This window comes from Metabacillus sp. SLBN-84, assembly GCF_053629595.1.
In genome coordinates this window covers 910199-925569 of record NZ_JBRJIP010000001.1, presented here as the reverse complement: position 1 = coordinate 925569, position 15371 = coordinate 910199, and the positions used below count along the sequence as shown (strand labels likewise).

Genomic DNA, 15371 nt, shown 5'->3' with positions numbered 1-15371 from the left:
TCCCGGTTCACTCTATTTCTTTAAACGTTTTCTGCACAATTGGATAGGATTTCTTCAGTCGTTCATGATAGGATGGGCCGTTCCATTCCTCCCATGTATAGAAGAGCCATTTTTCCTTTGGGAGATCTTCATTTTTAATCTCCGGAACAGTTCCCTCAATGTTCCCCGTTCTTTTATCTATTAAAAGAAACGCAAGGTGAATGCCTTTTGTGTTGACGCTGCTTGCTGTTCCGCCTCTCCATATATCCCCCATCGCCTCGCGCGTGCTTGGGTCTTTCATGTTAAGCAGGAGCCAGGGAATTCTGATTTCGGCTGTGTTTGTTTTTTCGTCTATTTGATAGTCTGCAAGGGAAAGATAGTCAGGGTCATCAGGATTGGCATTTCCTTTTTCAAGAAGCCCTGTTTCGTAGAAAGAAAAAGGAATTTCCCGTCTGCCTTCTGCTGTATTTATCGTCAGTTTTTTATTCAATGTTAGTCTGATCGGGTGATAAATGCCGTTGTTTTTACTGTTTGCATAAGGCACCTCGGGAATCATCTTCAGCTGCTGGCCGTAATGGTAGTAAAACGTGTCATAATAGCTGTCAATCAAAAGCCTTGATTCTCCTTCCGGATCTATGGCGGCGGAAAAATCCGTTCCTGCAGCACTTATGTACTCCTGCTCAGGAGGATGATCCTGACCCTGATCCGGAACTGTGTCAAAGAGGATATTCAGGCTGTGGCGTCCCGCGTTCCACTTTCCCTTTTGAAGGTCCATCCGGATAATGAGTCCCTGCTCGTCACTTGTCAGATAGATATCTTTTACCCAGCCGGATGAATCTGAGTATACGGGGGAATGGCTGCCTGCCTCCCAGTCACCGGTCTTCCCGTCAGGCTTGATCATTGTATCCTGCATTCCCGGGCTGAAGTCCAGCAGCCCGAAATTCTGTTCATTCGTCTGCACATTGTCCCACATCGGCCGTCTGTCGGGGTTGTCATAATCCATCGTATTCCACGTCCGTTTGAACCACTCATCCTGCCAGGAAAAAATCAGCCCGCCTGCAAGATTTTCATGAACGATATCCTCGAAAAGAGCACTTACCATTTCACCCTGCTCTTGCTCGCTGTGGAATCCCTGATGTTTCCCGTGAACATTTTTATGCGTCATTCCCCTTGATGAAGGGATGCCGAATTCTGCAGCCAGAAGCGGCATATCATGCCGTGTCTTTAAATCTGCCAAATAACCTGCGTAATTGTTCTTTTCTCCCCTGTGATCAATGTAGGAAACATATTTTTCTTCCAAATTTAAAAAATCCGGATAATAGGGATAGATGTGATAGGAAGCAAAAAGTCCCGCCGGTCCCGAAGACTTCATGACATTGGGATCTACAGAGACCATATCCTCTTTTTTAAGAGGTTCTGACGGATGGCTCAATAGATCCGTTGTCACCCAGTTCGTAAAGCTCACGGGCCTCGTCCAGTGATAGGTTTCTTTTTCATAGGCGATTGTGTCATTCATGATCTCTGAAAGCCAGACTTCAAAGGGCTGAGCTTCTGCTGTCTTTATGTATGCACCATGAAAGGATGTCTTATCAGGATGCTTCGCATTGGTTGATGCAACCACATCAGGATCCCATTCCACTCCAAGAATCCAGCCGAGAACATAGGGCGACAAATCGGCCGTATATTCTCCCGAAGCATGTCCGGGCCGTTCTGCGAGTTTCGCATTTCCATGGATCAGATCCACAATTCTCTTCATCTCTTTTTTAAAGTCTTCTGTCACTTCTGTATCAAATACATCTTTCTTTTCCAGTAGCTGTTCTTCTTCTGCCCAGACTCCATGAAAAAGATAAATCGGCTCCTCCGCCTTCTGATTGTATTCATATAATGCTTCGTAGAATGCGGGAGGATGAATGGTGTAGATCCGGATGGCATTGGCGTTCAACTCTCCGATCTGCCGGATCCAGCGGGCATATTCGCTTTTTGAAATCGCTGCTTCGCCGGGAAATGATCCGGGTTTTGCAATTCCCATGTTCACTCCTTTTATGAGAATGTCCTGCCAGCGTCCTTCCTTAAAGACCTGCAGACGTTCTTTCCCAGTCCTGGCAGTGAGCTTCGTCCCATCAGCTTCCGAAACATCGTGATTGATCGTTCGGTTCTTTTCCTCATGTCTGTCTTTTTCAAGAATGGTTTTCATCATAGGTACATATGCTTTCCAGAAAAATCCGTCCGTTCTCCCCTTTTTATCGGAAGAGGTAAGTTTTTTCCAGTCTGTTATTCCCGATGCCTGATAAAAGTCAGGTATATCATTCGCATCTGCGTAGTCCCCTGCAAAATAATAGGCATCATAGCCCCGGCCTGAATGATGAAGCACTGCCGGCATAGAGAGGGGAACTCCTTTTTCCGAGAGCTTCGCCTCTGTTTGAGCATTCACATGCAGATGATAGGAGGCAAGAACTTTTGCTCCTGCAGGCTCCATGATGTCAAACCAGTAGTTGTACTTCAGTTCAGCATCAAGCCCAAGTTCCTTTTTCCCTTGCTTTGTAAAAGAAAAGCTCAAAGGATGCTTTCCGCCAAAGTCTTCCTCAGGAACGATCATGAGCTCTTCTTTTTCACTGACGAGTATCAGCCCCTGCCCGCTGAAGCGATACGTTTTGCTGTGCTGCGTTTCATAGGATCTTTTAACCCATTCCGGCACCTCGTCGCTTCCAAGGTCCAAAAAATACCGCCCCGTCCAGCCGGTCCACTCCAATCCAAATAAGTCTTCAAGTTTCCTTCTCGCTTCTGGCTCTGTGGGCTCGGCAAACGTATTAAATTCCGCAAAAATGGTCTGGCCGTTTGTTTTGACCGACTGCTGGATTCTGTCTGCTTCCTCAAGGGTCATCCCTCCGTAGATCAACTCTCCGGACTTATTTGAACGCACCCCGTATGAGTCTGCCAGGTAAAGATGCGAATAATGGCTGAGGTCACCTGGAAGTTCGCGGATCTTTTTTGAAGCAGGCACATAGCCTGAATAATCACCCGCCAGGCTGTAGCTTGTTCCGTCTTCCTTCGTTTTTTTCAGATGATTTAACAGCCAGGTGATTCCTTTATGCTCTCTGAGGGTATCATCCTCCGCTGTTTTGTTGAGAATCAGCATTGGAAGTTTTTCCGTATCCTTCAGGAAAAGCCAGTGCCAGAGGGGTGCCGAGAGTAGGACAGAGGCAGCAAGACACGCACAAACAAGTACTCCGATTTTTTTATTCACTTGAAACTCCTTTTCTGACCATGTCTCCCCAGCCCTTTCTTCCGGTTATGACATCAATTATTCCTTCTATTCTCCAGAACACTGTCAGCGGCCTGTACCAGAAAGATTCTGTCATGGCGTAGACAAACAGCACGAAAAGCTGGCTGACATGGGGGTATTTTTCCATGCTCCATTCTTCCAGCAGAACAGCCGCAACAGAGAAGAGAGAACCGTAAATCACAGACAAAAGGAAGAACATTAGAGCCACGTCCACATAAACATCGCCTCTGAACCAGGCAACAATCAAGAGGATATAACCCGCCAGTTCCACAATCGGCCCTAAAAATTCAACGAAAAAATAATAGGGCATCGAAATCAGTCCTATTGATTTGTATTTTGGGTTCAATAGAAGCTTCCTGTGTATCCAGATGCTTTCAAACAGGCCTCTGTGCCACCGCTTTCGCTGTCTTCTTAAAAATCTTGCCGATTCAGGCGCCTCTGTCCAGCAAACGGGATCAGGGACATAGACAATTTTTTTATTAAGCTTTCTTTCCTTGATCATTCTGTGAAGCCTGACGACAAGCTCCATATCTTCTCCGACTGTATGGGAATATCCTCCGGCTTCAATGACCCACCGTTTTGAAAAAACGCCAAAAGCACCAGATACAATCAGCAGCAGATTTGTCCTGCTTAAGCCGATTCTTCCAGCCAGAAACGCCCGTAAATATTCGATGACCTGCATGACAACCAGAGGTTTGTCAGACAGGCCGACCGCAGTCAGCTCACCGTTTCGGATCGTACATCCATTTGCAATCCGGATGCTTCCTCCTGTGGCAATGACGTCATCCCCAGATTCAATTATCGGCTTTAACACCTTCAGAAACGCATTTCTTTCAATGACGGAGTCACCATCAAGGGAACAGAAGTAAGGGAAACGGGAAAAGTTAATCCCTGCATTCAGAGCGTCTGCTTTTCCGCCGTTCTCCTTATCAATTACATACAGATTGGGATAAAGATCTGATTGATATACTGCTTTGATTTCCTTTGTACTCAGCTGTTTTCTCACAACCCGGCTTATTTTCTTTAACTGAAAACGCACAATTAATTTCTCGAGTGTGTCATCTGTTGATCCGTCGTTAATGACAAGCATTTCATATTCAGGATATTCAATACTGATAAGAGACCGGATCGTTCCGTATATTCCCGCTGACTCATTATAGGCAGGGACAAGAATGGAAACGGGCTTTGTATAAACCGAATGCAGAAGCTCCTCATATGGTTCGGTTTTATTCAGGTTGAACTGTTTTCTCACCGTTAAAAGCGAGACGATGAGCATTCCGCCATATACAGCAACGACAAAGCACATATAGCCGAGCAGAACCCAGGCTGACGTCTCAAGAATTGTATCGAACAGACTCATTTCTGCCGCCTCCTTTTGTAATCCACTCAAGGGCCATGTCTCTTGCAAAAAGATCATCCGAATGATGAATGACTTCCTCAAGCAGCTGTTTTCCGTTTTTAAATGTAAAGATGGTTTTGGCTGCTTCCAGCCTGACCATATATTCTTTATCAGAAAGGAGATCCTTCGCAGCTTCTAAAAAGACTTCCGCTCTCAATGAGCCAATCACTTTCAGCGCCATCATTCTTTCAAGCCAGTTAGGCGAATAGATAAAAGGTGCAATGATGGCCGGTTTTACTGGAAGGACCATATCAGCAGCTGCTTTTAAAGACCTCAATTTTTCTTCCTCGTCACCTTTCATAAGCAGCTGTTCAATCAGGCTTTTCTGTTCAAACAGCTGCATATCGCCTATTAGAGTAATCAGATTGTACCTTAAGCGTTCAGGAAGGTCCCCGTATGTTTGATAAAAGATGCGGAGATGATCAGGCCCGCAGTTCTGCAGGATGCTCACGATGGTAAAATCCGATAAATGCCTGCTGCTGTTTATCATTTGTTCAAGAAAGCCCTCATCCCCGGACGAGGCAAGAATTCTTGAAATCACCGCTTCTTCCTCAGTCGTCAAATGACGTTTTCCGGCAAGCTGCTTTACTTCTTCAAGCAAATGATAGAGTCTTATATTTTCAATGATATAGAGTGCATTCATTCTTGAGCTCCAGCTAAAAGACTTCAATTCTTTTTTCAGCCATCCTGTCAAATGTTTTTTTGCAAGAGCTGTCATTCTTATTTGCATGTTTTCATCCTGAAGAACATTGCTGTATTCAAGCAGCAGGTCACTCAGCGCATGCCTGCCCGGATACTGAAATTCGGCTGAATCATCTCTTAGATAATTGAAAAGGGCAAGTCTGCACGCTTCTTTAGATTCGATCAGGCGTTTTTGTTTTCTTTTTCTGATGGTTTTCGCTGCAGATAAATAGACAAGCAGAACTGTCAGCAGAAGAAACGACCAGACCAGAAGCCAAAAAAGCTGACGGGGCGTCAGGACATCCATTATTTCGTCATCCTTTTTGCAAGATGATAAAGACGGGTTTCAAGCTCTTCAAGTCTGAACGGTTTTGTCATATAATCATCCGCGCCAAGCTGCAGGGCTCTCGCCGCATCTCTTCCGCTTTTGCGGGATGTCAGCATCATGACCGTGAACAAATGCTGGTTGGGCAGAGATCTTATTTTCTGCAGGACCTCTGTGCCATCCATTTTGGGCATCATTCCATCCAGAACGACAAAGTGATTTTCCCTTTTGCTGAAAGGGTGCGCTTCAAGAAATTCCATGCCGTCTGCATACAATCCGATATTCAGACAGTACTGATCAAGCAGAGGACTCTTCCGGAACACATCTTCAAGAATGGTTCTTATAATCGGATCATCATCAACAACAGCAACATTCAGCACTTTTTCAACTGGCTCTGTCACAGTTGACCGGTAAACCGCGATTGCGTTTCTTCCATTTTCTTTTGCCTGATAGAGCGCGGCATCCGCACATTCAATTGCATGTTCGACACTCATAGCCTGTTCAGGCGGGACGGCCATTAACCCTGCCGAAAATGTGCAGGAGTATGAGGTATGATCCGGACGCTTAAAAACGTGGGCTGAGAACGATTCCTTAATTCTCCCGATGACTTCCATTGCTTCTTTTTGACCGGCATTGGGAAGCAGGATAATAAATTCCTCCCCGCCGTACCGGATGACCGTATCACTGTTTCTCAAGTTGTCTCTCAGGCACTGGGAGAATTCTCTTAATACTTCGTCGCCTTCAAGGTGACCGTATGTATCATTGATTTTTTTAAAATAATCAAGATCAAGCATAGCAAGCGTGAAGAAGCTCCCCTCCCGCTTCATGCGCGCTGCAAGCCTTGTGTAGGCTGGATTCAGAAATTTTCTGTTATACACCTTTGTCAGTTCATCAACGACAATCAATTCTTCCAGCTGCTTTTTCCGTTCGATCTGGCGTCTGACCCTGACTAAAAATTCTTCCAGATCAAATGGCTTTAGGATGAAATCGTCAGCACCGTATCTATAGCTGTCAAGTCTCGTTTCCCTTGATGCATCTGCGCTGATCATAATGGCAGGTACATACTTTTTCTGCATCAGTTCTTTCAGCTGCACAACAACCTCAAACCCGTTTTCCTGTTTCATATGTCTGTCAATCACCACACAGTCAGGAGCGAGATCGTAATAGGCTTTCATGGCACGGTCTGAGTCTGTAAATATAGCCGCCGTAAATCCATGCAGTTCCAGTTCTTCCTTTAAATACATTAAGAGGGTAATGTCATCATCTATGAGCAGAATAAGTTCGTCTCCTGAAGAAATGCGTTTTTCCCTGTTTGGCACAGTCCCTTCCTCAATGTCCATTTCTGCTTCATAGCATGCTGATATCAGCGGAAAAAGAAGGTTTTGCAGTTCGGACAGCCTCCATGTGTCTCTCTTCCGCTTTTCCGTCAGAAGCAGCTGTGCCGCTGCAGCCTTTCCCACCTGCTCCATTCCGATCGTTGGAGCTGTTCCTGCAAGCGAGTGCAGAAAACGTATGACCTCATCCTGTTCAACTGCGTGCTGGTATCCATACCATCTGTCAATCTGCTCTCTTATTTTTTTCAGCAGGCGCTGTTTGTACTTCTTCAATTAGACCTCTCCTGACACTTATAAGTTCAACTTCATCATTTTACTATTGCAAGAAACATTTGGAAACATCCAGAAGTCCCCGTTAAGAAAAGCGCAGGCACAACAGATCAGAAAGCACCCGAAAAGCCCGGATTCCTCCTTTTTCATCCTAAAAAAAACTGCCTAAAGGAATCATCCTTATAGGCAGTTTTTAACATTAAAAGATATATACACGTGTCTCAAACGGTTTTAATGTAAATGAAGTTGTGTGGTTGTGCTTATCTGTTTCATAGTTTTGAAGCACTAGGTTATCGCTTGAAAGCGGCAGACCGCTGTACTGATAAAATGCGTTCTTGTTGCTGATATTCGAAATAATCAACGCTGTTTTACCTTCAAACGTACGGGTATAAGCGTAAATTTGTTTATCCTTTGGAAGGATTAAGTCATATGTTCCATAAACAAGGACATCATTTTCTTTTCGCAGATCAATCATCTTTTTGTAGAAATGGTAGACAGAGTTTTCATCTTTCAGCTGCTTTTCAACGTTTGTTTCCTTGTAGTTTTCATTGGCGCCGAACCAAGGAGTTCCTGTTGAGAAGCCGCCGTTTTTCTCATCATTCCATTGCATTGGCGTACGTGAATTGTCACGGCCTTTATGCCAGATGATTTCCATGATTTCTTCGTGTGAGCGTCCTTTTGCCGTTTCAATGCGGTAAAGGTTTTTCATGGCTACATCGTCGTAATCATCGATGGATGGAAGGTGAACATTTTTCATGCCGAGCTCCTGTCCCTGGTAAATGAACGGTGTACCCTGCATCATAAAGTACATAGCGCCAAGTGCTTTTGCGCTTTCTACAAGATACTCTTTGTCATCGCCCCATGTTGAAACAGAACGCGGCTGATCATGATTTTCAAGGAAAAGAGCATTCCAGCCGTTTCCATCAAGGCCCTTCTGCCATTTAGTAAGAGTTTCTTTCAGTTTGACAAGATCAACTGATCCTTCAAGTCCATTGTCCCAAAGGCCAAGGTGCTCAAACTGGAAGATCATGTTGAAGATTCCGTTTGTATCGCCGACCCAGTCCTCTGCCTGTTCAAGCTTAACGCCGTTCGCTTCGCCGACTGTCATGATGTCATAACGTGCAAACGTTTGCGCTTTCAGCTCGCTCAAATGCTCCATAATGCCCTCAACATTCATGTGGTAATCGAATGATGAAACAAAATCAAGACCGTTTGGATTTGGAAGATCCGGGAACCCTTCTTTTTTGTTGATGTGGGAAATCGCATCTACACGGAAGCCGTCGATTCCTTTATCAAGCCACCAGTTGATCATTTCATAAACAGCCTGTCTCATGTCCTGGTTTTTCCAGTTTAAATCCGGCTGCTTTGTTGCAAAAACGTGCATGTAGTACTGATCTGTTTTTTCATCATACTCCCAGGCAGAACCGCTGAAAATACTTTCCCAGTTGTTTGGCTCTTTGCCGTTTTTGCCGTCGCGCCAGATGTACCAGTCGCGCTTTTCATTGTCTTTTGACTCGCGTGATTCAATGAACCATGGATGCTCATCACTTGTATGATTAACAACAAGATCCAAAATCAGCTTCATGTCTCTTTTATGGACCTCTGCCAGGAGTTCATCGAAGTCTTCCATTGTTCCAAAATCAGCCATGATATCCTGATAATCGCTGATATCGTACCCATTATCTGCATTTGGAGAAGAGAAAATCGGACAAATCCAGATGACATCGATTCCAAAGTCCTTCAAATAATCGAGTTTAGAAATAATTCCGCGGATATCGCCGATACCGTCCCCATTCGAATCCATAAAGCTTCTTGGATAGATCTGGTAGGCAACCGCTTCTTTCCACCACATTTTTTTCATATACAGCACTCCTTTATTTCAACCTTAACGTCCAGTAAGACGAACGGGGAAGTGTTTCAAGTAAAAAGTATTCGCTTACATTTATGCTAAGTTTTCATTACTAAAAAGTATTATACTCTAATTGTGTTAAAGATTGAACAATTTCCTTTGAATTCCTTAAAAAACGCTGAGTGCAGAGGAGAAACTGCCTGTATTACCGCATCAAAAGAAAAAAGCTATCCTCTCTGGATAGCTTTCTCCTCTAATCACGCAATTTTAGAGCTGACTTCAGCTGTTTTCTTCTTCAGCCAGTTCTTCCCTTCGACCATGCGGGACACCATCATGCTGCTGACGTTATCGCCTGTAGCATTCAGCATGGTTGCAGGAGGATCAATGATCGTTGAGATCGCCGCTATAATAGGCAGCGCTTCAGGCGGGAACCCGTAAAGCGTCAGAATGAGCATTTCGCCGATCATTCCCCCGCTCGGGATCGCTCCCATGACCGTTCCGACAAGGATGGCTACTAAGATCACGCTTGTAATCGTCCCGAATCCTGAAAAGCTCATGTCAAAAATACCGAATAAGAAGACAATTTTCAGGACGCCGCCAAGAACAGAACCATCTTTATGAAGAGCGGCTCCCAAAGGTACGGTCGTTTCTCTGATATCTGCGCTGACACCCATCTTTTTCGTCGCCTCAAGGTTAACCGGGATGGATGCTGCACTGCTGCACGTTGCAAGAGAAGTGATTGTCGGAGACAGCATGTTTTTCCAGAAGACTGTCACTCCCTGTTTTCTGCCCGCAATAAATGCGTAAACCGTAAACGCAATGATAAAGTAAATAGAGGCTGCTGCATAATACATCACACCTGCTCTGAAATAGGTGCCGAGAAGCATCGGCCCGTATTCTCCGACAAGAGTTGCAAAATAAGCGCCAAGTCCGATCGGTGCATAGTACATAATGATGGAGACAAGTTTCATCAGCACTTCAGAACCGGACGCGAGAAAGCTTGCAAACGGCTTTCCTTTTTCCCCGATCATGGAAACAGACAGCCCGACCAATACGGAGAAAACGATCATCGCAAGCATGTTGTTTCTTGAGAACAGTTCGACAAAATCAGGAACCGTAAACGTGCTGACAATCTGATCAGCCAGTGTTACATCCTCCATCGCCTCCGGCTTTTCAAGCTGCAGCGTCACACCTTGTGCAGGAGGGATGATTTTTACGACAGCCGTCATGTAAATGGCTGCAATCAATCCTGTAAACAGGAACACAGCGAGCATGCTGCCCATAATCTTTCCAAGCCGCTTCGTTCCTCCCATATTTGCAATGGATGAAGCAATCGTAAAGAAGACAAGCGGTACAACAACCGTAAACATGGCATTTAAAAACAAATCGCCGAACGGCTTTAAAAACACAGCTTTTTCGCCAAACATCAGTCCGATAATACCGCCAATCACGACTGATGAAAGCAAAATAAGCGGAAAACGGTAAGCTTTCATGTTAAAATCCCTCTTTCATATCAATAAGAACCAACTAATGCTATCAGAGGAATGGACTTTTTTCAAGAAAGGTTTACTGGAATTTTCAGCGGCACAAAAAACAGGCAATCACTCAGGATCGCCTGCGGCTGCTTCTATTTTCTTTTTGGCTTCAAGTGATATGATGTGATGGCCTTCCATATCCGTTACAGTAAATTCATAGCCTTCTGCGGTGATTTTATCTCCTTTTTGGACGTCAATCATTTCAGTAAGCACCCATCCGCCGATTGTATCCACATCTTCGGAATCAATGTTTGTCTGAAGAAGATCATTCACTTCCTCAATAAGCGCTTTTCCGTCAAAAATATAGTGGGTTTCGCTTTTCTTCTGCACATTCGGGAGTTCATCGATGTCAAATTCATCGCGGATCTCGCCGACAATTTCTTCAAGAATATCCTCAACTGTCACAAGTCCGGCTGTTCCGCCGTATTCATCAACAAGAATGGCCATATGGATCCGGTCCTTTTGCATTCTCAGGAGCAGATCCTGAATCGGAATGGTCTCAATAACTTTAATCACCGGCCGGATGTAATTTTTAAGGAGCACGCCGTCTTTTGACATATAAAGCGCATCAAGCACTTCCTTAATGTTCACAAGACCGATGATGTTGTCTTTGTCTTCGTGTTCAAGCGGATACCTGGTGTATCTTTCGCTTCTCATGATTTCAAGGTTTTCTTCGAATGAATCTTCCAGTGCAACAGTAACCATTTCTGTTCTTGGGACCATGATTTCTTTCGCAATCCGGTTATCAAATTCAAATATTTTATTTACATACTTATACTCGGACTGATTGATCTCCCCGCTTTTCAAGCTTTCTGACAAGATGATACGGAGCTCTTCTTCCGTATGGGCCATCTCGTGTTCAGATGCCGGATGCAGGCCAAACATTTTGACAATCATCTGGGCAGACCCATTCAGCGTTTTAATAAAGGGAAACATGATTTTATAAAAAAGAATAAGCGGCCTCGAAAGATTCATCGTGACCCATTCCGCTTTCTGAATGGCAAGGGTCTTTGGGGCAAGCTCCCCAATAACCACATGAAGATACGTGATCGTCACAAACGCCAGGACGAACGATAAAATTCCTGACAGCGACGGATTGACTCCCCATGAATCAAACAGTGGATGAAGAAGCCTTTCAATGGTCGGCTCCCCGAGCCACCCCAGACCGAGAGCTGTAATTGTAATCCCAAGCTGGCAGGCTGAAAGATATTCATCAAGACTTCCCGTTACTTTTTTGGCAGCAATCGCTTTTTTATTTCCTTCTCCTACGAGCTGATCAATTCTTGAGCTTCTTACCTTTACAATGGCAAATTCTGCAGCGACAAAAAAGCCTGTAGCTGCAATTAAAAGGGCGACTAGAATTAGATTTGTGGCGATCAAAGAGTTCCCTCATCCTGCATGGACAAGGGTCACCTCCTTTCATAAGGTGCAACCCGGATTCCGTTTTATTTGCTTCTATTATTTGCTTTTTCGCATTACTTTAGCATTTTATTTATTTCCAGGTTCTTTTCAGCCTGAAAACCTCCTGAAAGTATCCCCAGACGGAAACAGGAGCCATGATCAGCTGGTAGCTTAAAACGAAGAAAAAGAAGCCTGTGATATTTTTTCTTACTTTTAAATCAAGTTCTCTGAACACTTTTTTCTGATAGGTATAGATGCTCAAATAGCTGATCAGGGTAAGAGGCAGAACAAAAAGGGTCATCGGCCCGACAATCCAGTAATGACCGAAAAAAGCGAGAATCAGGCCGGGAATCCAGAAAACGGTATACGTAAAATCAAGATACGGCATGATGAAATTAATGCCCGTCAGGAATTTCGCAAAAATGGCCGGCTGATGCCACGGCTTCATTTCCTTCAGCGCTTCAATCATCCCCCTTGCCCACCTCGACCGCTGCCTGGCAAAGTGACGGAAGGAAGCCGGAACTTCTGTAAACGCAACAGACAAAGGCTCAAAATACACTCTGTACCCGTGATGGAGAAATCGCCATGTCAGAACAATGTCCTCCCCGATTGCTTCCGGCCACCCGCCGATTTTCCTTACAGCAGACGTTTTGTACAAACTGAATGCCCCCTGTGCAACGAGCGTTCCCTGATATAAACCCTGAAGCCTTTTGATTGCTGCAATGCCGAGGAAGTAATCCCACTCCTGCATTTTTGTCAGAAGATTTTCCCTGCTGTTTCTGACAAGAATGGTTCCAGCTACCGCACAGACATCCTCCGGGGAACTGATCATCCTTGAAACAATGCGCCGGACAGCACTTTTGTGCAGAAGCGTATCTGCATCAAGAGTAAGGACGAAATCCGTCATTGTTTCATTGATGCCTTTGTTCAGCGCATGATATTTGCCCGGATTTTCTTCATGGAGGAGACGCACAGGAATGTCATAGGAAGTCCCTGCTTCCATGGCTTCTGATGTGGTGGAGTCCTCAGATCCGTTATCCACTACAATCACTTCAAGACTTCCCATGTAATCCTGATTGGCCAAATACCTGATTGTCGTCCCGATATTCTTCTCTTCATTCTTAGCCGCAATCAAAATGGTGACCGGAATCGCAGGACTGCTGTTTTTATATGGAGGCTGCCTGTCAATCAGCAGGCTGGTAATCAAAAAGGCATTCAAAAATCCCGGTATGTAGGCAATGCCGCCAATAATGAAGATGGCTAGCGGCAGCCCCGTCAGCTCAGCAAGCTCCCTCAGCCATGGAAGAGAAAGGAAGACAGAGAAGAGCATCCACATAAAAGCCGCGGTCTGGCTGATCCAAAATTTCTTTTTTACGCTCACGTATCGCTTTAGCACCATGTCTCAACCTTTTCACTCGAGTTTTTTCTTTTATCTTCCGCAATCCCTGACTATGCATACATAAACGAAACAAGTAGAAAAAACGGGAGAAACTTGCACATACTACATAAAAGCATGTTTGAAATCAAGGAAGTGATGAGATGAAACTGTCTGATGAGGAAAAGACTGCACTTAGCGAGGCCATCGACAAAATGAATGAGGGGCTTGATGTATTCATTCAATTCTACAATGATGCTGAAGAAGAAAAGCCGGTGATCGAATTTAAAGAAGATACAGTTGCTGCCATTGAAAAAGCAATCGAAGTCTATGGAACAGAGACTGTTTCGGAGAAAATAAATGCCATTATCCGTGAGGTCCTATCATTTTTACCAAACAAAAAATAAGGCAGGTGTGAGCTTTGAGATCAAATAAACTGCTTGTAGACTGGCTGAGATGGCCTCTATATGTGCGCATTATTTTAATCGTGATGCTGATTGTCCTTCTCTTTGGACAAGTGATAGCCCTAATAGAACCAGACGTATTCCCGACCGTTTTTGATGGAATCTGGTGGGCACTTGTCACCGTATCCACCGTCGGGTTCGGCGATTATGTTCCAGAAACGGTTGCCGGAAGATCAGTAGGCATTGTACTCATCCTTATTGGTGCCGGATTTGTTACGACCTACTTTGCCACATTGTCGGCGGCAGCTTTTCAGAAGCAGCATTCTTACCTAAAGGGAGAAACGGCCTACAAATATGGTAATCATGTCGTGATTATTGGATGGAATGAAAAATCAAATGAGCTTATTGAGACTCTGCAGAAGGTAAAGCCCTATAAAAACATCGTGCTGATTGATGACACGCTCGAGGAGTCTCCATTAATTGAAAATCTGCATTTCATTAAAGGCAATCCCACTATTGACCGGACACTGATCAAAGCAAACATTGAAAAAGCTGATGCTGCCATCATTACGGCCGATCAGTATAAAAGTGAAACGGATGCCGACATGCAGTCGATTTTAATCCTGCTTGCCTTAAAAGGCATGAACCCTGACCTTTATACGGTTGTCGAGCTTGTTACCGGGATGCATGTGAATAATGCCAAAAGAGCGGGAGCTGATGAAATAATCAAATCCTATCAGCTTTCAAGCCACTTGATGATGAACAGCTACCTGGCCAAGTACGGGTTGTCGAGTGTATATTCAGAACTGAATCCCGCCAACGGAAACTACTTTAAAATCATTCCGATTCCTCCTGAGCTAGTGGGAAAAACCTTTCACGATGCTAGCCACTCTATGCTTGAAAAAGAATACTTGCTAATTGGCATCAAAAAAGGAGATCAGACGAAACTTAATCCGCCGATCTCCCAGATTCTTAAAGAAGAGGATCTTCTGATTATGATTACTCATTAATCAAGCAGCAGATCCTCAAGCTCTTTAACCAACTCCCTGCCTGCATCTATATATTTCTCCGGAAAATCGGCATCTTTGTCCTGCGGCTCCTGAAACTGGTCAAACGATGCCTTTACATTTCCAATATGAACATTGTCATCAAGACCTATCTGATATTTGTGCGAAAGCAAGTAGGGACTTGAGAGCGTGACGGTTGTATTCTGCGAATCCAGCTGGCCGTCAGCTGCCGTAAACGGAACACGCAAAAACTGATAGCCCACCTCATCATCAATCTTATAATCAAACGAACCGTGATCATAGTCCCAGCCCCCGCCGATTGCATAGCCAAGCGGCTTTAATTGTGTTTCAAGATGGTACAGCTTGAACGATTTCCCTTGCAGTTTGGATGGAATTTCAATCATGAGATTCGACCTCCTTTTTAAAGTAGGTTCTCCTGATAACTGTTTTTTATGAGGAAGGGAAGCGGAGGGAATGACATATTTCGGAAGGTTTGCTTACCCTCTCATGCCGTTTTTTGCTTTTAGCG

At 44.5% G+C, this 15371-nt stretch carries 11 protein-coding genes; 2 read left to right on the top strand and 9 right to left on the bottom strand.

Annotated elements, in window-relative coordinates; all coding sequences use genetic code 11:
- Positions 1–7: 7 nt before the first annotated feature.
- From RKD52_RS04495 to RKD52_RS04460, 8 genes are all read right to left on the bottom strand, one after another.
- The gene (locus tag RKD52_RS04495; protein WP_454098828.1) at positions 8–3223 is read right to left on the bottom strand and encodes a hypothetical protein; all 3216 of its coding nucleotides are present in this window, start codon (positions 3221–3223) and stop codon (positions 8–10) included.
- A complete protein-coding gene (locus tag RKD52_RS04490) occupies positions 3216–4622 on the bottom strand; it encodes a glycosyltransferase family 2 protein (RefSeq protein WP_454098827.1) in 1407 nt (468 codons plus the stop codon). The genes RKD52_RS04495 and RKD52_RS04490 overlap by 8 nt, the downstream gene beginning before the upstream one ends.
- Positions 4597–5649 carry a HEAT repeat domain-containing protein gene (locus RKD52_RS04485; RefSeq protein ID WP_454098826.1) on the bottom strand — a complete coding sequence of 351 codons (1053 nt, stop codon included), beginning with the start codon at positions 5647–5649 and terminating at the stop codon, positions 4597–4599. Before RKD52_RS04485 ends, RKD52_RS04490 begins: the two co-directional genes overlap by 26 nt.
- A complete protein-coding gene (locus RKD52_RS04480) occupies positions 5649–7274 on the bottom strand; it encodes a GGDEF domain-containing response regulator (protein WP_454098825.1) in 1626 nt (541 codons plus the stop codon). The genes RKD52_RS04485 and RKD52_RS04480 overlap by 1 nt, the downstream gene beginning before the upstream one ends.
- A gap of 196 nt (positions 7275–7470) precedes the next feature.
- Complete coding sequence (locus tag RKD52_RS04475; protein WP_203288655.1) at positions 7471–9132, bottom strand: glycoside hydrolase family 13 protein; 1662 nt, start codon at positions 9130–9132, stop codon at positions 7471–7473.
- A gap of 245 nt (positions 9133–9377) precedes the next feature.
- The gene (locus RKD52_RS04470; RefSeq protein WP_454098824.1) at positions 9378–10613 is read right to left on the bottom strand and encodes a dicarboxylate/amino acid:cation symporter; all 1236 of its coding nucleotides are present in this window, start codon (positions 10611–10613) and stop codon (positions 9378–9380) included.
- A gap of 108 nt (positions 10614–10721) precedes the next feature.
- Positions 10722–12035, bottom strand: a complete 1314-nt coding sequence (locus RKD52_RS04465) for a hemolysin family protein (protein ID WP_454098823.1) — start codon at positions 12033–12035, stop codon at positions 10722–10724.
- A gap of 112 nt (positions 12036–12147) precedes the next feature.
- A complete protein-coding gene (locus RKD52_RS04460; protein ID WP_454098822.1) occupies positions 12148–13455 on the bottom strand; it encodes a glycosyltransferase family 2 protein in 1308 nt (435 codons plus the stop codon).
- A gap of 140 nt (positions 13456–13595) precedes the next feature.
- Here RKD52_RS04460 and RKD52_RS04455 point away from each other — a divergent pair, with 140 nt between their 5' ends.
- Positions 13596–13838 (top strand): atypical membrane-integrating protein (Mistic protein), encoded by a 243-nt coding sequence (locus RKD52_RS04455; RefSeq protein ID WP_454098821.1) that lies wholly within the window; start codon positions 13596–13598, stop codon positions 13836–13838.
- 14 nt (positions 13839–13852) lie between these two features.
- Complete coding sequence (locus tag RKD52_RS04450; RefSeq protein ID WP_454098820.1) at positions 13853–14845, top strand: potassium channel family protein; 993 nt, start codon at positions 13853–13855, stop codon at positions 14843–14845.
- Here RKD52_RS04450 and RKD52_RS04445 read toward each other — a convergent pair.
- Positions 14842–15246: a YugN-like family protein gene (locus tag RKD52_RS04445; protein WP_454098819.1), complete on the bottom strand. Its 405-nt coding sequence runs from the start codon at positions 15244–15246 to the stop codon at positions 14842–14844. The genes RKD52_RS04450 and RKD52_RS04445 overlap by 4 nt on opposite strands.
- Positions 15247–15371 lie beyond the last annotated feature (125 nt).